This is a genomic window from Inquilinus sp. 2KB_23 (genome assembly GCF_052115705.1).
GTDB lineage: Bacteria > Pseudomonadota > Alphaproteobacteria > DSM-16000 > Inquilinaceae > Inquilinus > Inquilinus ginsengisoli_A.
This window is the reverse complement of sequence record NZ_JBFRHF010000011.1, coordinates 160,594-181,109: the sequence shown is the minus strand read 5'-3', so window position 1 is coordinate 181,109 and position 20,516 is coordinate 160,594. Positions and strand designations below refer to the sequence as shown.

At 70.5% G+C, this 20,516-nt stretch carries 18 protein-coding genes; 10 read left to right on the top strand and 8 right to left on the bottom strand.

The features are described 5' to 3' along the window. Window positions 1-349: 349 nt before the first annotated feature. The 4 genes from AB4112_RS16365 to AB4112_RS16350 all read right to left on the bottom strand — a co-directional run bounded on the left by AB4112_RS16365 (window position 350) and on the right by AB4112_RS16350 (window position 5,685). Window positions 350-2,470 carry a calcium-binding protein gene (locus AB4112_RS16365; protein WP_441721051.1) on the bottom strand — a complete coding sequence of 707 codons (2,121 nt, stop codon included), beginning with the start codon at window positions 2,468-2,470 and terminating at the stop codon, window positions 350-352. Between the two features lie 286 nt (window positions 2,471-2,756). Then, complete coding sequence (rbsK, locus tag AB4112_RS16360) at window positions 2,757-3,686, bottom strand: ribokinase (RefSeq protein WP_309793023.1); 930 nt, start codon at window positions 3,684-3,686, stop codon at window positions 2,757-2,759. A 13-nt stretch (window positions 3,687-3,699) separates the two neighbouring features. Beyond that, on the bottom strand, window positions 3,700-4,149 hold the full coding sequence (locus AB4112_RS16355) for an RbsD/FucU family protein (protein WP_309793024.1): 450 nt from the start codon (window positions 4,147-4,149) through the stop codon (window positions 3,700-3,702). 24 nt (window positions 4,150-4,173) lie between these two features. Beyond that, complete coding sequence (locus tag AB4112_RS16350; protein ID WP_309793025.1) at window positions 4,174-5,685, bottom strand: FGGY-family carbohydrate kinase; 1,512 nt, start codon at window positions 5,683-5,685, stop codon at window positions 4,174-4,176. A gap of 117 nt (window positions 5,686-5,802) precedes the next feature. Here AB4112_RS16350 and lptF point away from each other — a divergent pair, with 117 nt between their 5' ends. The 3 genes from lptF to AB4112_RS16335 all read left to right on the top strand — a co-directional run bounded on the left by lptF (window position 5,803) and on the right by AB4112_RS16335 (window position 9,909). Next, window positions 5,803-6,942 (top strand): LPS export ABC transporter permease LptF, encoded by a 1,140-nt coding sequence (lptF, locus tag AB4112_RS16345; RefSeq protein ID WP_309793026.1) that lies wholly within the window; start codon window positions 5,803-5,805, stop codon window positions 6,940-6,942. A gap of 118 nt (window positions 6,943-7,060) precedes the next feature. Continuing rightward, window positions 7,061-8,875, top strand: a complete 1,815-nt coding sequence (gene recQ / locus AB4112_RS16340; protein WP_309793027.1) for a DNA helicase RecQ — start codon at window positions 7,061-7,063, stop codon at window positions 8,873-8,875. 215 nt (window positions 8,876-9,090) lie between these two features. Beyond that, the gene (locus AB4112_RS16335) at window positions 9,091-9,909 is read left to right on the top strand and encodes a hypothetical protein (protein ID WP_309793029.1); all 819 of its coding nucleotides are present in this window, start codon (window positions 9,091-9,093) and stop codon (window positions 9,907-9,909) included. Between the two features lie 174 nt (window positions 9,910-10,083). On the opposite strand, the gene AB4112_RS16330 is transcribed toward AB4112_RS16335, so the two are convergent. Beyond that, complete coding sequence (locus AB4112_RS16330) at window positions 10,084-10,521, bottom strand: HIT family protein (protein ID WP_309793031.1); 438 nt, start codon at window positions 10,519-10,521, stop codon at window positions 10,084-10,086. 137 nt (window positions 10,522-10,658) lie between these two features. Here AB4112_RS16330 and AB4112_RS16325 point away from each other — a divergent pair, with 137 nt between their 5' ends. The 3 genes from AB4112_RS16325 to hisI all read left to right on the top strand — a co-directional run bounded on the left by AB4112_RS16325 (window position 10,659) and on the right by hisI (window position 12,913). Beyond that, window positions 10,659-11,228 carry a GNAT family N-acetyltransferase gene (locus AB4112_RS16325; protein WP_309793032.1) on the top strand — a complete coding sequence of 190 codons (570 nt, stop codon included), beginning with the start codon at window positions 10,659-10,661 and terminating at the stop codon, window positions 11,226-11,228. A 105-nt stretch (window positions 11,229-11,333) separates the two neighbouring features. Next, the gene (gene metC, locus AB4112_RS16320) at window positions 11,334-12,518 is read left to right on the top strand and encodes a cystathionine beta-lyase (RefSeq protein WP_441721042.1); all 1,185 of its coding nucleotides are present in this window, start codon (window positions 11,334-11,336) and stop codon (window positions 12,516-12,518) included. After that, window positions 12,515-12,913 carry a phosphoribosyl-AMP cyclohydrolase gene (hisI, locus tag AB4112_RS16315; RefSeq protein ID WP_309793035.1) on the top strand — a complete coding sequence of 133 codons (399 nt, stop codon included), beginning with the start codon at window positions 12,515-12,517 and terminating at the stop codon, window positions 12,911-12,913. The genes metC and hisI overlap by 4 nt, the downstream gene beginning before the upstream one ends. Window positions 12,914-12,932: 19 nt before the next feature. Here hisI and AB4112_RS16310 read toward each other — a convergent pair whose 3' ends face one another. Further along, window positions 12,933-13,859 carry a LysR substrate-binding domain-containing protein gene (locus tag AB4112_RS16310; RefSeq protein WP_441721040.1) on the bottom strand — a complete coding sequence of 309 codons (927 nt, stop codon included), beginning with the start codon at window positions 13,857-13,859 and terminating at the stop codon, window positions 12,933-12,935. A gap of 99 nt (window positions 13,860-13,958) precedes the next feature. Here AB4112_RS16310 and AB4112_RS16305 point away from each other — a divergent pair, with 99 nt between their 5' ends. Then, window positions 13,959-14,831, top strand: a complete 873-nt coding sequence (locus tag AB4112_RS16305; protein ID WP_309793037.1) for an NmrA/HSCARG family protein — start codon at window positions 13,959-13,961, stop codon at window positions 14,829-14,831. A gap of 56 nt (window positions 14,832-14,887) precedes the next feature. On the opposite strand, the gene AB4112_RS16300 is transcribed toward AB4112_RS16305, so the two are convergent. Continuing rightward, window positions 14,888-16,207, bottom strand: coding sequence for an MFS transporter (locus AB4112_RS16300; protein WP_441721037.1), 1,320 nt, complete (start codon window positions 16,205-16,207; stop codon window positions 14,888-14,890). Window positions 16,208-16,738: 531 nt separating this feature from the next. On the opposite strand from AB4112_RS16300, the gene AB4112_RS16295 reads away from it, so the two are divergent. Both AB4112_RS16295 and AB4112_RS16290 read left to right on the top strand, forming a co-directional pair. Then, window positions 16,739-17,338 carry a class I SAM-dependent methyltransferase gene (locus tag AB4112_RS16295; RefSeq protein WP_309793039.1) on the top strand — a complete coding sequence of 200 codons (600 nt, stop codon included), beginning with the start codon at window positions 16,739-16,741 and terminating at the stop codon, window positions 17,336-17,338. A gap of 111 nt (window positions 17,339-17,449) precedes the next feature. Next, the gene (locus AB4112_RS16290) at window positions 17,450-18,565 is read left to right on the top strand and encodes a hypothetical protein (RefSeq protein WP_441721034.1); all 1,116 of its coding nucleotides are present in this window, start codon (window positions 17,450-17,452) and stop codon (window positions 18,563-18,565) included. Window positions 18,566-18,577: 12 nt separating this feature from the next. On the opposite strand, the gene AB4112_RS16285 is transcribed toward AB4112_RS16290, so the two are convergent. Then, complete coding sequence (locus tag AB4112_RS16285) at window positions 18,578-19,765, bottom strand: acetyl-CoA C-acyltransferase (RefSeq protein WP_441721031.1); 1,188 nt, start codon at window positions 19,763-19,765, stop codon at window positions 18,578-18,580. A gap of 110 nt (window positions 19,766-19,875) precedes the next feature. On the opposite strand from AB4112_RS16285, the gene AB4112_RS16280 reads away from it, so the two are divergent. Then, window positions 19,876-20,472 (top strand): TetR/AcrR family transcriptional regulator, encoded by a 597-nt coding sequence (locus tag AB4112_RS16280; RefSeq protein WP_441721028.1) that lies wholly within the window; start codon window positions 19,876-19,878, stop codon window positions 20,470-20,472. Window positions 20,473-20,516: the final 44 nt, after the last annotated feature.

Below are 20,516 nucleotides of genomic sequence, written 5' to 3'. Positions count from 1 at the left end.
CTTTCTTTTAAGACGACCGCCCCGGGATCGTGATCGCGGCTGGCGCCCAGTCTGGCCGGGACACGAGGGCTTTTTTCGGGGGTGGGGCGAACGGTGTCGCGGGACGCGACTCAGGCGAGAACGGACGAAGGGCGCCGACGGTGCGGGGCGACAGCCCCGGCGGTCAGCGGCCTGGAATCACAAGCGGCGTTCGACACGCCGCCATCCGGTTCGTCCACACGGTTCTCATAGCCAAGAGATAGGCAGTCGGACGGCAGGCGTCAACGACGGCCGCTGCGGGCCAGGGCCACGCAAGGAAAAGGGCCGCGCGACGCTGGGCGCCGCGCGGCCGTCCCGGACCGAAGCCCGGTCAGAGCACGAAGTCGGCCGCCACCAGCTGGCCGTGGGTGTCCACGCGGATCTCGAAATCCGCGCGGCCGTCGCCATTGGTGTCGCCGGACACGATCCCCCCGGCGAACCGCAGCTCGCCCGCGACATTGTGGAAGGCCTGGTTGCCGATGAAGGTGAAGGCCTGGTTGCCGAAGGCGAAGAAGTTCGAGTTTGCGTCGATCGCCGACAGGTCGATCCTGTCGCCCTCGATATGGCTGAAGTCGGTGATCACGTCGCGCCCGGTGCCCACCGCGGATTCCGTGGCCAGCGTGAAGCGGAACGTGTCGGCCCCGCCGCCACCGGTCATGGTGTCGGTGCCGGCGCCACCGACCAGCGCGTCCTGGCCCAGCCCGCCCTTCAGGGCATCATTGCCGACGCCGCCCTTCAGCAGGTCGTCGCCGGTGCCGCCCGAGAGCTTGTCATTGCCGCTGCCGCCGTCGAGCTGGTCGTTGCCGAGCCAGCCGTCGATGGTGTCGGCACCTGATGTGCCGACGCGGATGTCGTTGATGTCGCGCAGCGCGCCGTGCAGGTCGGTCAGGGTCTGCGCCGCCGCATCCACCGTGCTCTCCAGCGTGCCGGCCAGCTGGATCAGGGCGGCCAGCTGCGGCACGCCGCCGATGTCCTGCAGGTCGGCGATCACCTCCTTGAGGTCCTGCACCACGTCGGAGGTGTTGGTCAGTGTCATGTCGAGCACCGCCTGCAGGCCGTCGCGGCCGTTGACGCCCCCGACCAGGTCCTCCAGCGCCACGCCGAGCACGCCATGCTCGCCGAAGAACTGGTTGAGGATCGCGTCGGGCACGACGCCGTGCAGCAGGCCGTTGTCGCCGGCCAGCAGGTCGGCCACCGTGCCGGCGATCGCCAGCGGGCCGGCGACCTTGATCACCTCGCCGCCCGCGACCAGCACGCCGACGTCGAGCAGTGTGTTGAACACGTCTCCGACCAGGCCGTCACTCAGGGCGCCGCGCAGGCCGAGCTGGTCGCCGCCGAGGATGCCGAACTCGCCGAAGATGTTGCCGATCAGGCCGCCGTCGCCGTGCAGCAGGCTGCCGGTCAGCACCCCACCGAGCACATCGGTCAGCAGGGTGTCGACCACGCCGGTGGCGGCGCCGAGCACGCTGTTCAGCAGGCCCGCCACCCCGCCGGTGCCGAGCAGGCCGCCCAGCAGCACGTCCGGCGACAGGCTGCCGAGGATGCCGGTCAAGAGGTCGGTCAGGCCGCTGCCGTCGGGCCCCAGCACGCCGCCCAGCAGCCCGCCGAGGATGCCGTCCTGCAGCAGGGTGTCGAGCACGTCCAGGCCCGGCAGCGAGGTGAAGATCCCGCCGATGATCTCGCCGATGTCGGTGCTGACCCCGATGCCGTGCAGGATGCTGCCGATCAGGCCGTCTTCGGCCAGCAGGTTGCCGACGATGCCGGACACCGAGAGGTCGTCGAACAGGTCGCCGACATTCCCGAGCAGGCCGCCGATCAGCCCGGTGATCAGGCCATGCTCGCCGACCAGGCTGTCGGCGATGCCGCCGACCGTGCCGACGACGCCGCCAAGCAGCCCGTCAGCGCCGATCAGCGCGTCGATCAGGCCGGCTGGCCCGCTCTGCAGCACGTCGACGAGATGGGTCAGCAGCCCGTCCTCGCCCAGCAGGTTGCCAAGCAGCCCATGGGCGCCGAGCAGGCCGGTGTCGCTGAGCAGCGCGTCGAGCAGCGCGCCCAGGGGCAGGCCGCCCAGCAGGTTGCCCAACAACCCGTCGAGGTTGCCGAGCACATCGGTGACGAGCCCGCTGATGATGCCGGTGAGCGCGTCGCCGCTGAGCAAGTCGCCGAGCAGGCCGCCGGCATCGGCCAAGCCGTCGAGCAGCCCGGTGAGCAAGCCGGTCAGGCCGCTGCTGAGCAACCCGCCGAGCAGGCCTTCCAGCAGGCCGTTCAGCACGCCGTCCAGCAGGCCGCCGACGCCGCCCAGCACCGCCCCGAGCAGGCCGCCGACCACGCCGGTGAGCAGGTCGTCGAGCCCGCCGAGCAGGTCGTCGACGCCGGTGAGGACGCCGCCGAGCAGGCCGTCCTCGCCCAAGAGGCCGTCGAGCAACCCCCCAAGCAGGCCGCCGTCATCCAACAATCCATCCAAGGAATTCGCTGAAGCCATCGTCTCCTCCTCCAGGGAAAGAATTGCCCCAGACGCCATCGTTCTTTGCGATGGTTGCTAGCCTCTGCTATCAAGCTAGCACGCATTACGGGTTTGAATAAGAATTTATGCAGAAAAGTAGGATTCAGAACTTTTCAACTGCAGAACAAATTGCATCAGTATTTGATTTCACTTTGCATAAAATATTAATCAACACCGTGCGCAGGCCACCCGCTGCGGCGACCGTGCCGCACCGGCAATGCCCGGATGGCCCGGGCTAGGCGTTGCGCAGCAGGGCCTCGACCTCGTCGCGCCGTGGCATCGAGGGGGCGGTGCCGGGGCGGGTCACCGAGATGCCGGCGACGGCGCAGCCGAAGCGCACCGCCTCGGCGACCGGCCGGCCTTCGGCCAGCGCCAGGGCGAAGCCGCCGTTGAAGGCGTCGCCCGCCCCCGCGGTCTCGACCACCTCGCCGGCCGAAAACGCTGGAATGTGAATGCATTCTGACCGGTTCTTCAGAAGCGCGCCCTTGGCCCCGAGGGTGACGACCACGGCGCCGACGCCCTTGGCCAGCAGCACCTGGGCCGCCCGCTCGGCCTGCTGGCCGCTGTCGACCGCGAAATCGACCAGGCTTTCCGCCTCGGTCTCGTTCGGGGTGAGATAGTCGACCAGGGGATAGAGATCGTCCGGCAAGGCCATGGCCGGGGCCGGATTCAGGATGGTGGTGACGCCATGCCGCCGGGCGATCTCCAGCCCCCGCCGCACCACCGGCAGCGGCAGCTCGAGCTGAGCGACGAAGATCCGCGCCCCGGCGATCGCCGGGGCCGCCGCCTCCATCTCGGCCTCGGTCAGGGCGGCGGCCGCCCCGGCCTCGATGATGATGGCGTTCTCGCCGGTCCGGCTGTCGATGAAGATGAAGGCGGCGCCGGTCGGGCGCTGCGCATCGGTCAGCACATGGCCGGAATCGATGCCCTCGGCGGCATAGAGCCCGCGCGCCATCTCGCCGAACGGATCGGCCCCGATCTTGGTGATGAAGGCGACGTCGGCGCCGGCCCGCGCCGCCGCGACCGACTGGTTCGACCCCTTGCCGCCGGGGCCGAGCTTGAAGCCGTTCGACAGCAGGGTCTCGCCCATCATCGGCAGGCGGGCGGCGCGGAAGGCGAGGTCGGCGACGAACACGCCTTGGATGGCGATCTTCGGCAAGGCCATGGCGGTCGGTTCCCTACTTCGGCGCGATCACGCCCATCTTCAGCAGGAAGCAGCCATAGAACCGCCCCTCCCCGGCCCGGACCACGGCAAAGGACTTCTTCGCCGCCTCGTAGAAGGCGAAGCGCTCGATCGACCCCATCGGCCAGGACCGGCCCTCGGCGCGGTCGATCTCGGCCTGGACCTCGCGCTGCACCTCCGGGATCTCGTCGGGCTGGCCCACCACCTCCATGCGCTGGGCGGGATGGTCGACGAAGGTGTCGAGCGGCATCACCGACAGGATGGCGCGCACCGCGCGGGCGGCGCTGATGCCCGGCAGCTCCAGCGGTGTCTTGACCATGGTCAGCTGCGCCACCGAGCGGGCGGGGAAGTTGGTGTCGCAGATCACGAGGTCGTCGCCATGGCCCATGCTGGCCAGGGTGTAGAGCAGGTCCGGGGTGATGATCGGATCGATGTTCTTGAGCATTTTCTGTCGCTTCCCTGAAGAACTTCAGATTGTTTGTGATGGCGTGCGCAGCGGCGCCAGGGCCGGGTACAGCTGCTGGTAGCGGGCGTAGATCTCGCGGTAGGCGGCGTGGCGGGCAGGGTCGGGCTCGACCACCCGCTCCGGCTGCACCATCGCCGCCGCGACCTCCGCCATGTCGGCGAAATGGCCGGCGCCGAGCGCCGCCAGCATGCCGCTGCCCAGCAGCGGCGCCTCCGGCACCCTGGTCACCTGCAGCGGCACGCCGGAGACGTCGGCATGGGTCTGCAGCCACAGCGGCGAGCGGGTGGCGCCGCCGCAGATCACCACCTCGCTGGGGGCGAAGCCGTTGGCGCGCATCGCGTCCAGGATCAGCTCGCTGCCGAAGGCAATGCCCTCGATCGCGGCGCGGAAGATGTGCGCCGGCCCGTGCTTGAGGCTGAGGCCGGTGATGGCGCCGCGCGAGGCCGGGTCGGTGTAGGGCGTGCGGTTGCCCTGAAAATGGTCGAGCATCAGCAGGCCTTCGGCCCCCGGCGGCAGCGCCGCGGCCTCCCGGTTCAGCTGGTCGTAGCTCGCGCCCTCGCCGAACAGCCGCTTCAGCCAGGCGATCACCGAGCCGGTCGAGGTCTGGCCGCCCTCGACCACATGCAGCCCCGGCACCACCGCGTCGGGATAGCTGCCCCAGATGCCGCGGCCGTGCAGGGCCGTGGGCGACAGGCCGAGCAGGAGATGCGAGGAGCCGGTGATGAAGGCCAGCTTGCCCGGCGTCACCACGCCGAGGCCGATCATGCCGATGAAGGCGTCGGGCCCGCCCTGGGCCACCGGCGTCCCCGGCTTCAACCCGAGATGGGCGGCGGCGTCCGGCGTCAGGGGTCCGATCACCTCACCCAGCGGCAGGATCTCGGACGGCCATTTCTCGAGCAGCGCGGACAGGCCGAGCGTGTCGAGCAGGCTGCGGGGGTGGCCGCCATTGCGGTTGTCGTGGTGCCAGCGGATCGACGCGGTGTTGATCGACCCGACCCAGCGGCCGCTCAGGCGCAGGGTGATGAAGTCCTGGTATTCGCCGATCAGCGCGGCGGCGTCGAACACCCGGGGCTCGTTCTCCTTCAGCCACAGCGCCTTGGGGATCATCCATTCCGACGAGACCGGCCCGGCGCCGGCGCTGTTGACCTTCAGCGCCGGGTCGCCCGATGCCGCCACCTTGGCGGCCTGTGCCGCGGCCCGCACATCCATCCAGATCAAGGCGGGGCGCAGGGCCCGGCCCGCCCGGTCGAGCGCGACGACGGAGCAGCAGGTGGTGTCGACCGACAGGGCGTCGACCTGGTCGGCCGCGATCCCGGCCTGGGCCAGGGCAGCCGGCACCGCCTCGCCCATCGCCCGCCACCAGTCCTCGGGATCCTGCTCGGCTTGGGCCGGGGCCGGGAACCGGGTGGGATAGGTCGCGACACCCATGCCCCGCACGGCGCCCTGCAGGTCGAACACGGCGGCGCGCAGCCCTTCGGTGCCGCCATCCACGCCGATCACATATCCGCCTGCCATGCGCCTCCCCATTCGCGCGTTGATTTGTCGTGCATTTCGGCGCGCGGCATTGTGGATCAGGGCCGCGACGCTTGGCAACATTGGCCGTCTCGCGCGCGCTGGTGTATAGCCTCGGCCATGTCGCTGCTCAGCCGCTATGTCTTCCGTCAGATCGCGGTGGCCACGGTGCTCGCCACCGTGATCCTCGTCTTCGCCATCATGCTCACCACCTCGATGCGGCTGATCCAGCTGATCGTCGACGGCGGCGTCGGCGTGGGCACCTTCCTGCACCTCGTCATCCTGTCGATGCCGGAGTTCCTGATCGCGGTGCTGCCGATCGGCGTCGTGGCGGCCTGCCTGATCATCTACAACCGGATGCTGGCCGACGGCGAGCTGCTGGTGATGCGCGGCGCCGGTATCGGCCAGATGCGTCTGGCCCTGCCCGGCCTGGCGATGGCGGTGATCATCACCGGCTTCAGCTATTCGATGACCCTGTACTTCTGGCCGGTGGCCAATCGCGAGTTCCGCGATCTCAGCGCCATCGCCCAGTCGGACGTCTCGGCCGCGCTGCTGCAGACCGGCGAGTTCAACGCCATCGGCGATTCGATGACCGTGTTCGTGCGCGACCGCAACCCGGTGACCGGCGATCTCAGCGACATCCTGGTGCACAACACCGACAACCAGGACCAGCCGGTCACCATCATCGCCAAGCGCGGCTATATCGAGGACAGCGACGACGGGCCGCGGATGGTGGCCATCGACGGCGTGATCCAGCAGCTCAACCGCAAGACCGGGCGGGTCGAGCCGGTTGCCTTCGACAGCTATACGGTGCCCCTGAGCTCGGCCGGCGCCGAGGATCTGGCCCGCAACTACCGCCAGCCCTCCGAGCGGTTCCTGCCCGACCTGCTGTACCCCGACCCGAACTCGCCCCGCGACCAGAAGAACTATGGCCGGCTGGTGATGGAAGGCCACAAGCGGCTGACCGACCCGCTGCTGCCCTTCGCCTATGTCGTGTTCTGCCTCGGCGTGCTGCTCAGCGGCGACTACAACCGCCGCGGCCTGGCCCGACGCATCCTGATCGCCGCCCTCGGCGTGGTCGCCGTGCAGGCCACCACCATGAGCGTCGCCGGCATGGCCCGCGATTCGCTGGCGCTGCTGCCGCTCATGTACGCGCTGCCGGTCCTGACCACGGTGGTGGGCTTCGCCATCCTGCTGCTGTCCCGCCGCCGGCATGTCCCGGCGGAGGCGCCGCGCGCCTCCGGCATGGCCCCGGCCTGACGCGGATCCGGCCAGCCAAGGCTGGTGGAACGACGTCGTCCAACCACAATCTGTTGTGGTTTGAATCGAACCCAAACCAGCATTTGGTTTGATCCGCGCGGGCCGCTATAAGCGGCTCATGCGCGATCCGCTCACCGTCCTCCACGATGTCTTCGGCTATTCCGCCTTCCGCGGCGAGCAGGCGGAGATCGTCGACCATCTGGTTTCCGGCGGCGACGCGCTGGTGCTGATGCCGACCGGCGGCGGCAAGTCGCTGTGCTTCCAGGTGCCGGCTTTGGTGCGGCCGGGGATCGGCGTCGTGGTCTCGCCGCTGATCGCGCTGATGCAGGACCAGGTCGAGACGCTGCGCCAGCTCGGCGTCCGCGCCTCGGCGCTGCATTCATCGCTGCCCCCCGGCGAATCGGGGAACATCATGCGGGCGATGCGGGCGGGTGAGCTGGACCTGCTCTACGTCTCGCCGGAGCGGCTGCTGACCGACGGGCTGCTGGACCTGCTCGACGGCTGCAAGCTGGCCCTGTTCGCGATCGACGAGGCCCATTGCGTGTCGCAATGGGGCCACGACTTCCGGCCGGAATACCTGCAGCTCGACGTGCTGGCGACGCGCTATCCCGGCGTGCCGCGCATCGCCCTGACCGCGACCGCCGACGGTCCGACCCGGCGCGACATCGCCGAGCGGCTGAAGCTGCAGGGCGGCCGCATCTTCGTCGCCGGCTTCGACCGGCCGAACATCCGCTACCGCATCGTGCCGAAGGAGAATCCGAAGGCGCAGCTGCTGTCCTTCATCCAGCGCGAGCACCAGAACGAGGCCGGCATCGTCTATTGCCTGTCGCGCAACAAGGTCGACACCACGGCCGAGTGGCTGCGCGGCGAGGGCATCGAGGCCCTGCCCTACCATGCCGGGCTGGACCGCGAGGTCCGGGCCCGGAACCAGGACCGCTTCCTCAAGGAGGACGGCGTGGTCATGGTCGCGACCATCGCCTTCGGCATGGGCATCGACAAGCCGGACGTCCGCTTCGTCGCCCATCTCGACCTGCCGAAGAGCCTGGAGGCCTATTACCAGGAGACCGGCCGCGCCGGGCGCGACGGGCTGCCCTCGGACGCCTGGATGGCCTACGGCATCCAGGATGTCGGCAAGATCCAGGGGCTGATCGCCGAATCGGACGCACCGGAGCGGCAGAAGCAGATCGACCGGCAGAAGCTGGATGCGCTGCTGGGCTATTGCGAGACGGTGCGCTGCCGGCGCCAGGTGCTGCTGGAGTATTTCTCCGACTCGCTGCCCGCCCCCTGCGGCAACTGCGACACCTGCCTGGAGCCGATCGAGGCCTTCGACGGCACCGAGCTGGCGCGCAAGGCGTTGTCCTGCGTCTACCGCACCGGCCAGCGCTTCGGCGTCGGCCAGGTGATCGACGTGCTGACCGCGACCGAGACCGACCGCGTCCGCCAGCTCGGCCACGACAAGCTCAGCACCTGGGGCATCGGCCGCGACCTGGCCAAGGCGGAGTGGAAATCGGTCTTCCGCCAGCTGGTGGCGGCCGGCCTGCTGATCGTCGACACCGAAGGCCATGGCGCGCTGCACCTGGCCCCGGAATGCCGCGACGTGCTGCGCGGCGAGCGCGAGATCCGGCTGCGGCGCGAGGCGGTGAAGAAGGCGGTTCGCGGCAACGGCCGCAACGGCAGCCGCACCCCGCGGGCCCTGCCGAGCGACCCGGCCGAGGCCTCGCTGTTCCAGGCGCTGCGGACCCGGCGGCTGGAGCTGGCACGGGAACAGGGCGTGCCGCCCTACGTCATCTTCCACGACGCCACCCTGACCGAGCTGGCCCATGCCAAGCCGCGCTCGATGACCGAATTCGCCGCCATCCCCGGCGTCGGCCAGGCCAAGCTGCTGCGCTATGCCGAAGCCTTCCTGACGGTGATCGAACAGCACGCGGAATAGAGCGGAGGCCAGATTCGGGTCGGGCGAAACCCTCTTGGCTTCAGTGAGCTACGGGACTTACTTAAGATGTCATTGCCCGGCTTGACCGGGCAATCCAGGGGCCACCAAGAGCTGTTCTGGCCCGCCCCTGGATGCCACGGTCAAGCCGTGGCATGACAAAAAAAAGATGAAGCCCATATATCCTTAACTCTCGATTCTCGTTCATGATGTGTTCCATGAACAAGCCGCAGACCGCCCAGGCATCGGAGGCCCCGGCCGCTCCCCAGGAGGAGCGGGCGGCGCGGCATCTGCGCCTGCTGGCCCGGGCGGCCGAGATCCAGATGGAGGTGATGGAGGCCACCCGCACCGAGGCGATCACGAAACCGCAGCCCGGCATCGACTATTGCCAGCACATCGCGGTCGCCACCCGCTCGCTGCGGCTGACCCTGCTGCTGGAGGAGGAGATGGCCCGACCCCCGGAGGAGCGCGCGGCGCTGGCGAAGGCCAGGCCCGCGGCATCGCCATGGGCCAACTGGCACGAGAAGCACGCGACGCTGGGCGTCACCCCAGTGGCTGCCGAGGTGGCTGTCGAGGCGGCGGTCGGAAGGACCGAAAACAAGGCGGGCGACCACCTGCGCGCCGAGACCGTCGAGCGGCTGGAACGTCCCGAGCGGGTGGAGATGGCGGAACGGGTCGAGCGCTGCCCGATGCCGAAAGCCCGGTCGACCGTGGTGCCGCGGTGGGCGTGGCACCAGGAGCGGGTGAAGCTGGCCGTCGTCCGGGCGGCCGATGACGGGAGTGGGAGCGAGGAGAGCGACCGCCTCCATGCCAGGGTCTGCCAGCGGCTGGAGCAGCCGGAGGTGGCGGAGATGATTGAGCGCAGTCCGGCGCCGGAGGCGGTGGCCCGGCTGTGCCGGGAGCTCGGCCTGCCGCCGGAGGCGGATCGATGGCTCGAGCTGGCGGATGAGATGCTGGAGGAGGAGGGTTTCATCCCCGAGCCGGAGGCGCCCCCCGCCGCCCCCGCCCGCAGGCCCGAGGCGCCGGACACGGGGTGAGCGCGTCGCCTCTCCCGCCCCCTCCCTCGTCATTGAGAGGAGGCGAAGCCGACGAAGCAATCCATGGGCCCGCACGAGCGGCCCGATGGATTGCTTTGCTGCGCTCACAATGACAATGGGGGATGGCGGGAGAGGCGAGGTGAACGGCTGCCCCGGCGTCCCGCCCGCCCCCCCTCACACCTCCAGATGCGCGGCGATGTCCCGGGCCAGGCGGCGCAGGTCGTCGCCATCGGCCATCTGGCCGTGGCCATGCCCCTTCAGCGGCCGGCCCTGCCAGCACGGAATGACGTGGAAGTGCAGGTGGTCGACCGTCTGCCCCGCGGCGCGACCATTGAACTGCGTCACCACCACGCCGTCGGGCAGCAGCGCCACCCGCACCGCCGCCGCCACCCGCTGCACCACCACGATCAGCCGCCGCAGCGTCTCGGCCTCCGCGTCGAGGATGGTGCGGGCGTCGGCCTTGGGGATGACCAGCACATGGCCCCTGGATTGCGGGAACAGGTCCATGAACGCCAGGGCGTCGGCATCCTCATGGACGGGGATCGCGGGGGCCTCGCCGCGCAGGATGCGGGCGAAGATGTTCTCGGGGTCGTAGGGTCCGTCCAGCGACATCGCTTGTCCTGACTGCAGAAATCGACGATCGCGCCAGCATCGCCGGCCCGGGTTACCGCGGATTTGCACCGATCGCGTTTCGGGTTGCAGCGGTAGCCCGTGGCCCCTGCCCCGCGCCCTCTGCTATCCTCGCCGACATGGAACCGGCCGGTATCGACCTGGAGACTCCCCGGCTTCGGCTGCGTCGCTGGCGCGCCGAGGATCGCCCGCGCTTCGCGGCCATCAACGCCGAACCCGCCGTGCAGCGCCACCTCAACCCCCTCACGCGCGAGGGGTCGGATGCCATGCTGGACCGGATCGACGCGCATTTCGCCCGGCACGGCTGGGGCTTCTGGGCGGTCGAGGAGCGCGAGGGCGGCGCCCTGATCGGGCTGTGCGGGCTGGCGCGGGCCGATTGGCCGGCCTTCTTCACCCCGGCGGTGGAGATCGGCTGGCGCCTGTCCACCCCCTGGCAAGGCCGGGGCTTGGCGCGGGAGGCCGCGTCGGCCGCGCTGGACTTCGCCTTCGGCACCCTCGAGCTGGACCGGGTGGTCAGCTTCACGGTGCCGGCGAACACCCCGTCCTGGGGGCTGATGGAGCGGCTGGGCATGCGCCGGCTCGGCGAGTTCGACCATCCCAACCTGCCGGAAGGCCACGCCCTGCGGCGCCACGTGGTCTACGAGACCACCGCCGCGGAGCACCGGGCGAGGTCGGCCGTTCCGCGCTGAATCCACGCAGTCAGGGCGGAATTGCGCGGATCGGGTTTGACCGTGCTGTCCGGCTGGCCGAAAGATGGCGGCGTCCAGCGCCACCACCGACTGACAGCCAACCCCATGTCCAAATCCCGCCGCCCCGCCACCATCCTCGCCCATGCCGGCCGCGACCCCGGGGCCAATCACGGCATGGTCAATCCGCCGGTCTATCACACCTCCACCGTGATCTGGCCGACCGTGGCGGCGATGGACGCGGCGCACACCGGCTTCGAGCATGGCCAGTACAGCTATGGTCGGGTCGGCACGCCGACCAGCGAGGCCTTCGAGGACGTGGTCACGGCGCTGGAGGGCGGCTATGGCAGCATCGCCGTGTCCTCCGGCCTCGCCGCGGTCAACGTGGCGATGACCGCCTTCGTCAAGGCCGGCGACCATGTCCTGGTGACCGACAGCGTCTACGGCCCCGGCCGCCGCTACGGCGATGCGGTGCTGAGCCGCTTCGGCGTCCAGGTCGAATACTACGACCCGCTGATCGGCGCCGGGATCGAGGCCCTGTTCCGCGACAACACCCGGCTGGTCTATCTCGAATCCCCGGGATCGCTGACCTTCGAGGTGCAGGACGTGCCGGCGATCACCGCCGTGGCGCGGGCGCAGGGCATCGTCTCCATCCTCGACAACACCTGGGCCACCCCGCTGTACTTCGACGCCTTCGGCCATGGCGTCGACGTCACCGTCCATGCCGCGACCAAATACATGGTCGGCCATTCCGACGCGATGATGGGCATCGTCGGCGCCCGCGAGAAGTCGGTCTGGTCGCAGCTGAAGACCTTCGCGGTCCAGGCCGGGCACTGCGCCGGGCCCGACGACCTCTACCTCGCCCAGCGCGGCCTGCGCACCATGGGGGTGCGGCTGCGCCAGCACCAGGAGAACGGCCTGGAGGTCGCCCGCTGGCTGCAGGCGCGGCCCGAGGTGTCGCGGGTGCTGCACCCGGCCCTGCCGCAGGATCCCGGCCACACCACGTGGAAGCGCGACTTCACCGGCGCGTCCGGCCTGTTCTCCTTCGTGCTGAAGCCGGCGGCGAAGGCCCAGGTCGACGCCATGCTGGACGGGATGGAGCTGTTCCAGATGGGCGCCAGCTGGGGCGGCTATGAGAGCCTGATCACCCCGATCCAGCCGGAGAAGATCCGCACCGCGACGCATTGGCAGGCCGAAGGCCCCGGCATCCGCCTACATGTCGGGCTGGAGGACACCGGCGACCTGATCGCCGACCTGGAGGCCGGCTTCGACCGGCTGCGGGCGGGGGCATGACTGCGGATCCGTTCCTCGACGAGGTCCGGTTCGACGCCGACGGGCTGGTTCCGGCGATCGCGCAGCAGCATGACACCGGCGAGATCCTGATGATGGCCTGGATGAGCCGCGAGGCGTTGGCGGAGACGCTGGCCACCGGCCGGGTCTGCTACTGGTCGCGCTCGCGCCAGGCCCTATGGCGCAAGGGCGACACCTCGGGCCAGACCCAGCGGCTGGTCGAGCTGCGGCTGGATTGCGACGGCGATGCGGTGCTGGTCCGGGTCGACCAGACCGGCGTCGCCTGCCACACCGGCCGGCGCAGCTGCTTCTTCCGGGTGGCCGATGGCGGCGCCTGGAAGACCGACCAGCCGGTGCTGCACGATCCCAAGGCGCTGTACGGCCACAGCCACGGGTGAGCCGCGCGGGCGGCGATCGTCACGGCGGTGCGATGCCGGCGTCGTCGTGCGCGCCGATCCCGAGCGCGGCCAGCCTCGCGGCGGCAAGCTCGATGAAGGCCCTGACCAGCGGCGGCAGGTGCTGGCTGCTGGGATAGACCGCATGGAGACCGCCGGCCGGCGTGGCGTAGCCGGCCAGGACGCGGCGCAGCCGCCCGTCCGCGACCAGGGGCCGGGCGAACGCGTCGGGCAGCAGGGCGATGCCGTGGCCGGCGAGCGTGGCCCCCGCCACCGCCTGCATCTCGTTTGCGGCGAAGCGCCCGGACACCGCCACGGTCTCCTGGCCCTGCGGCCCGTCCAGCACCCAGGACGCGCCGGCCGCCGACGGGCCCGCGATGATGCAGTCATGGCCGGCGAGATCCGCCGGCGCGGCCGGCACGCCGCGGCGCGCCAGATAGTCCGGGCTGGCGCACAGGATGCGGCGGATGGGGCCGAGCTTGCGCGCGATCAAGGTCGAGTCCGGGAGGATCCCCGTCCGGAAGGCAAGATCGATGCCGTTCTCGACCAGGTTCAGCTTGTCGTCGGTCAGCCGCAGTTCGACCTTGGCTTTGGGATAGGCCGCCAGGAAGTCGAACACCGTGGCGGTCAGGAAGCCGCTGCCGAAGCCGACCGGCGCCGAGATCCGGATCGTGCCCGACGGCTCCGACCGCGCTTCCGCCAGCCGCTGATGGGCGTCGTCGATCAGCCGCAGCGCCTGACTGCCCTGCTCATAGTAGAGCCGGCCCGCATCCGTCACGCCCAGGCTGCGCGTGGTCCGCTGCAGCAGCCGCACCCCGACCGCCAGCTCCAGCGCGGCGACGCGGCGGCTGACCGTCGTCTTGGGCATGCCGAGCAGCCGCGCGGCGGCGGTGAAGCTGCCGGCCTCGACCACGCGGGCGAACACCACGATGTCGTTCAGATCGAGCATTATATCCCCAGATGGGACAGGATTTCCCGATTGTCGCCTATAATGGACCAATATGGGAGACCCCAACTCTGCTCCGTCAGCCACAGAAGGAGCAGACCCATGAGCAGCATCAAACGAAGCGTCCTGGTCACCGGCGCCACGGGCCAGCAGGGCGGCGCGGTTGCCGACGCCTTGCTGTCGCGGGGCCATCGCGTCAAGGCGCTGACCCGCAAGCCGGACGGCGAGGCCGCGCGGCGGCTGGCCGCGGCCGGCGCGGAGATCGTGCCCGGCGATCTCGACGACACGGCCGCCGTGGTGAAGGCGGCCCAGGGCGTCGACACCATGTTCCTGATGGGCACCAGCTACGAGGCCGGGCCGGAGGAAGAGACCCGCCAGGGGATCAAGGCCGCGGATGCGGCGAAGACCGCCGGCATCGGGCACCTGATCTATTCCTCGGTCGCGAGCGCCGACCGCAAGACCGGCGTGCCGCATTTCGAGAGCAAATATCTGGTCGAGCGGCATATCGCCGGGCTCGGCCTGCCCTTCACCGTCAGCGCGCCGGTCGCGTTCATGGAGAATGCCGTCGCGCCCTGGGGGATCGGCGGGCTGCGCCAGGGCGTGCACGCCTTTGCCATGCCGCCCGATCGCGCCCTCCAGCTGGTCGCCCTGGCGGATATCGGGGCCTTCGTCGCGGCCCTGGCCGAGCGGCGCGAGCCGGTGTTCGGCCGGCGCTTCGACATCGCCGGGGACGAGCTGGCGGGCGCGGAGCAGGCGCGGATCCTGTCACAGGCCATCGGCCGCCCGATCGCCTATCAGGAGATCCCGATCGCCGCCGCGCGGCAGCAGAGCGAGGACACGGCGCTGATGTTCGAGTGGTTCACCCGCACCGGCTACTCCACCGACATCGCCGGGTTGCGGCGGGACTTCCCGGAGGTCCGCTGGCACAGCTATGCCGATTGGGCGGGCGGCTTCGACTGGAGCGTGCTCGGCTGAGGGGCACTGGCCGCCGATCCCCGCGGGCGCGTCGTGCCCGCGGGGATCGGTGCGTCTCAGTTGTGTCCGGACACCCGGGTCAGGTCCTCGCGGCTGGTCTCGTTGATCAGCCACACCGCGATCACGCTGATCACCGCGGCGACGGTGATGTAGCCGCCGACCCAGCCGAGGCCGCCTTCCGTCGCCAGGGTCTGGGCGATGTAGGGGGCCAGCGAGGCGCCGAGGATGCCGGCCAGATTGTAGGTCAGCGATGCCCCGGTGTAGCGCACCCGGGTCGGGAACAGCTCGGGCAGGAACGCGCCCATCGGCCCGAAGATCAGCCCCATCAGGAACAGCCCCAGGCACAGGAACAGGGTGACCAGCACCACCGAGCCGCTGCCGAGCAGCGGGGCCAGGGCGAAGCCGAACAGCGCGGTCAGGATGCCGCCGATCATCAGCACCGGGCGGCGGCCGAAGCGGTCGCTGAGCCGCGACGAGATCGGGATGCCGATGCCGAGGAACACGATGGCGATGCATTCGAGGCCCAGGAACGCCTGCCGCGAATAGCCCAGCGACTTGGTGCCGAAGCCCAGCGCGAACACCGTGGTGATGTAGAACAGGGCATAGCAGGACACCATCGCCAGGGTGCCGAGGAGGGTGACCCTGCCGTAGCGGGTCAGCACCTCGCCGATCGGCACCCGCACCCGCTCCTGCCGCGCCATCGCCTCGCGGAACACCGGCGTCTCCACCAGCTTCAGCCGGACATAGAGGCCGACGATCACCAGCGCGGCGCTGAGCAGGAACGGCACCCGCCAGCCCCAGCTGCGGAAATGCGCGTCGTCCAGCCCCAGCGCCAGCAGCAGGAACAGCCCGTTGGCGGCGAGGAAGCCGATCGGGGCGCCGAGCTGCGGGAACATGCCGAACCAGCCGCGCTTGCCGGCCGGCGCATTCTCCACCGCCAGCAGCGCCGCCCCGCCCCATTCGCCGCCGAGGCCCAGCCCCTGGCCGAAGCGCAGCAGGCACAGCAGGGCCGGTGCCACCCAGCCGATGGTGGCGTAGCCGGGCAGGAACCCGATCAGCGTGGTCGAGATCCCCATCAGCAGCAGCGACGCCACCAGCGTCGCCTTGCGGCCGATGCGGTCGCCGAAATGGCCCAGCAGCGCGGAGCCGACCGGCCGGGCGATGAAGGCGATGGCGAAGGTGGCGAAGGACAGCAGAAGCTGCGCCGTCTCCGATTCGCTGGGGAAGAACACCGGGCCCAGCACCAGTGCAGCGGCGGTGCCGTAGACGTAGAAGTCGTAGAACTCGATGGCGGTGCCGATCAGGCTCGCGACCACGATCCGGCCAGTGGTGTTGGCGGGCGCGGGCGCTGCCGCTCCGAATGTTGTGTCAGTCATGAAGCGATGCACCGATGGTTGCGCGAGCCGGGAGGACGGGGACTATTTCTGTCGGGGAAGGCAGCGGCGTCAACTCCGGCCGGCCCTGGCGCCGAGCGCCGCCGGCATGACTGGAACGCGTCCGATGAAGGCCGCCGGCCGTCGCATCCCTCGAAATCCCCGCCAGTGCCCCACCGACAGATGCCGGATCGCCGCTACGCTTTGATGTCGGAACCGGCAGAATGGGTTACCGCGGTAATCCGCAGCGGCGAGAATTTCCAGGGAATGCGCTGGCCGGCCGCCCCAAGTTCAACAGGCGAATCCATCGCGGTCCGAGGCCGGGTCTCTCGAATGACTGTTCATTTTTCGGAAAAAGCCAAACGGAAGCGGCCGAACATCTGATTCCGTGTGTTTGCTGTTTTGCGGTCGACAAAACGCCCGGAATGCCGCGACGATCTTGCGATTGGAAACAGAACGGCGCATCACAGCGTTCGTCGCCCGGAGGACCCAAAACGCCTCCATCCGTTCGACGTCGTAAGGACCTGTTGCCCGATGACCGACCACAAAGCCGCCCAAGACCGGCCGGATATGAACCCCTGGCTGTTCTTCCGCCGCTGGCTCGCCAACCCCCGCGAAGTGGGATCGGTGACCCCGTCCTCGCCCGCGCTGAAGCGCCGGCTGACGCAGGAGATCGTCCGTGCGCCCGACGAGTATGTCGTCGAGCTCGGCGGCGGCACCGGTGCCATCACCCGTGGCATCCTGGAGCGCGGGGTTCCGGCCGACCGGCTCTACGTCATCGAGATCAACCACGAGATGGCGCAGCACCTGCGCGACATCTTTCCCGGCATCCATGTCATCGAAGGCGATGCCCGCCGCCTGACCGAGATCCTGCCGCCGCAGGTCGTCGGCAAGGTCGGCACCACGCTGTGCGGCATCCCGATGATGCTGCTGACGATCGAGGAGCAGCAGGCGATCGTCGATTCGGCCTATTCGGTGATGCCGAAGGGCCGGCAGATCGTGCTGTACACCTACGCCCTCGCCTCGCCGCTGCCGCGCGACAAGCTCGGGCTGGCCGGCCGCCGCGTCGGCTTCGTCCCAGCCAACATCCCGCCGGCCTCGGTCTGGGCCTACCGGCAGGGCAAGGCGGGCTGACCCGCCCCGCTTCCGTGCGGATGCGCGACAGGGCATAATTCCGAACTGGTGAACGGGACGGCGGCGCGGGATCGATGCCGCCTCCGTCGGGCTTCGAGGGGGAGTGCGACGATGAAACGTTCGGCAGTTCTGCTGGCCGTTTTCGGGTTGGCCGCGCCGGCGGCGCAGGCGCAGGTCCCGAACACCGCCTACCACGTGCAGCTCCAGGTCAATCGCTACAGCGAGGATATCGGCCTGTCCGGCGTCGGGTCGTGCCGGATCGGCACCGGCGTGATCGGCACCTTCCCCGACAGCGCCGGCCGCCTGGCCATCGGCACGCCGGTCGACCTGGCGGTGCCCTGCGCCCGGCCCGGCCGCGGTTCCGGCTATTCGACCGCCGACCTGGCGAGTGCCCATTTCCTCGACGCCCGCCTCGCCGGCGTCCCTGGCGGCGGCTTCAGCATCATCGCCCTGCAGCCGCGTGCCGTGCCTTCGGTCCTGCCGTCGGCCGCGGCGCCGCAGCCGGTCATCCAGCAGCAGGTGCTGGTCGCCCCGCCGCCCCCGGTGGTGATCCGGTCACCGGCCCAGCCATCGATGCCGCTGCCGGTGGCTCCGGTGGCGCCGTCGCGCCCGCTGGTGATCGGACAGCAGCCGATCGCCCCGACCGTGGTGCCCGCGTCGCCCGGCCCCGCCTTCGTGCCGCGGCCCCTGGGCTATGTCCCGGCGCCGCAGCCGGTGGCCGGCGACAGCGCGACCATGCGTCCCGACGCCGCGATCGTGATCACCTACGACGCCGCCGGGGCCGGTCGGTCGCAGCGCGTCGTGACGCCGACCGATCCGGCCTATCCCGGGCTGTTGAGCCAGCTGGGCGGCATCGCACCGGGCCAGACCAAGCCGCTGCCGCGGCCGGTGGCGGCCGCGGCGCTGGTGCCGAACGCGGTGGGCGGCGACAAGCTGCGCTCGCTCGTGGTCGGCAACTCCCTGACCGGGACCGACCTCCGCTATAACCGCCAGGGGGCCTGGACCGAGTATTACGACCCGAGCGGGGTCGTCACCCGGTCCGAGGCGACCCGGCGCCAGGTCGGCAGCTGGGCCATCCGCGGCGATGCGCTGTGCACCCGCTATCCCGGCCAGGCCGAAAGCTGCCTGACCCTATCGACCACCGCGACGGCGCTGCGCGGCTATGCCGGCGCCACGCTGATCGCGCTGGACCTGCGGATCCTGCCCGGGAATGCGATCCCGGGCTGAACCGCGGCCCCCTCAGGGGCGTTCGATGGCGATGGCCGTGGCCTCGCCGCCGCCGATGCACAGCGCGGCGACGCCGCGATGCACGCCCTGCCGCTGCATCGCCGCCAGCAGGGTGACGATCAGCCGGGCGCCGGTGGCGCCGATCGGATGGCCCAGCGCGCAGGCGCCGCCATGGATGTTGACCTTGTCGTGCGGCAGGTCGAGGTCGCGCATCGCCGCCATCACCACCGCGGCGAAGGCCTCGTTGATCTCGAACAGGTCGACGTCGCCGGCCCGCCAGCCGACCCGGTCGAGCAGGGTGCGGATCGCGCCGATCGGCGCCGTGGTGAACCATTCGGGTGCCTGGGAGTGGGTGGCGTGGCCGCGGATCACCGCCAGCACCGGCAGCCCCAGCCGGTCGGCCACCGAACGCCGGGCCAGCACCAGCGCCGCGGCGCCGTCGGCATTGGCGCTGGAGCTGGCGGCGGTGATGGTGCCGTCGGGCCGGAAGGCCGGCTTCAGCGTCGGGATCTTGTCGGCCGACAGTTTCTGCGGATTCTCGTCGACCGCGATCTCCACCGCGCCGCCCTTGCCGGGCACCGACACCGGCACGATTTCGGCCACGAAGGCACCTTCGGCGATCGCGGCCTGGGCCCGCCGCAGCGAGGTCACGGCGTAGTCGTCCTGGTCGGCCCGGGTGAAGCCGTAGCGCTGCGCCGTGGCCTCGCCGAAATCGCCCATCGCCCGGCCCTTGTCATAGGCGTCCTCGAGCCCGTCCAGCGCAGCGTGGTCGAAGATCCGGCTGTGGCCGAAGCGCAGGCCGTCGCGGGCGCCGGGCAGCAGGTACGGCGCGTTCGACATGCTCTCCATGCCGCCGGTGACCACGATCCCGGCCGAGCCGGCGGCGATCAGGTCGCGGCCGAGCATGGTGGCCTTCATGCCGGAGCCGCAGACCTTGTTGACCGTGGTGGCCCCGACCGCGTCGGGCAGCCCTGCCCCGCGGGCAGCCTGGCGCGCCGGCGCCTGCCCCTGCCCGGCCGGCAGCACGCAGCCGATCAGCACCTCGTCGACCTGCGCCGGCGTGACGCCGGCCCGGGCCACGGCGGCGGCGATGGCGGCCGCCCCCAGCTGCGGCGCGGCCAGCGGCACCAGCGCGCCCCGGAACCGGCCGAGGGGGGTGCGGGCGGCACCGACGATCACGACGGGATCTTCAGCGGACATGGGAAGTCCTCGGGTCTATAATATGATGAACAACATATTATAACCATCATCTAAAAAGACAACCACCCGCTGACGAGACCGCGCCGGCGGCGATGATCGGGAAGACGCCCATGCGCTACAGCAAGGACCACAAGAGCGAGACCCGCGACCGGATCGTCCAGACCGCCGCCCGCCGCTTCCGCGAGGATGGGGTGGAGGCGGTCGGCGTCGCCGCGCTGATGGCGGATGCCGGCCTGACCCATGGCGGCTTCTACGCCCATTTCCCGTCGAAGGAGGCGCTGGTCGCCGCCGCCTGCGCCGAGGGCTTCAGCCAGAACGGCGCCCGGCTGCGCAGGACGGTGGAGCGCCACCCGGCCGGCGAGCGCGTGGCGGCGCTGGCGGACGCCTATCTGAGCCCGGCGCATCGCGACAATCCCGGCCAGGGCTGCGCCGCCGCCGCGATCGGGGCGGAGATCGCGCGCCACCCGGCCGAGACCCGCGCCGCCTTCACCCAGGGCCTGCAGGGGCTGCTGCGGCTGGCGGAGGACGCCCTGCGGGCCGATGGCGGCGACCCGGCGGCCGCGCCGCAGGCGGTCAACGCCATGGTCGGCGCCCTGATCATGGCGCGCACCGCGGCGGATGACCCTGTCCTGTCGGACCGCCTGCTGGCGGCCGGAAGGCGGACTCTCCGCAGCCTGGTGCCGGCGCCGCAAGCCCCCGCCTGCTGAGGCTGGCGGACCGGTCGGTCGCCCATTGCAGCTGTAACCGACGC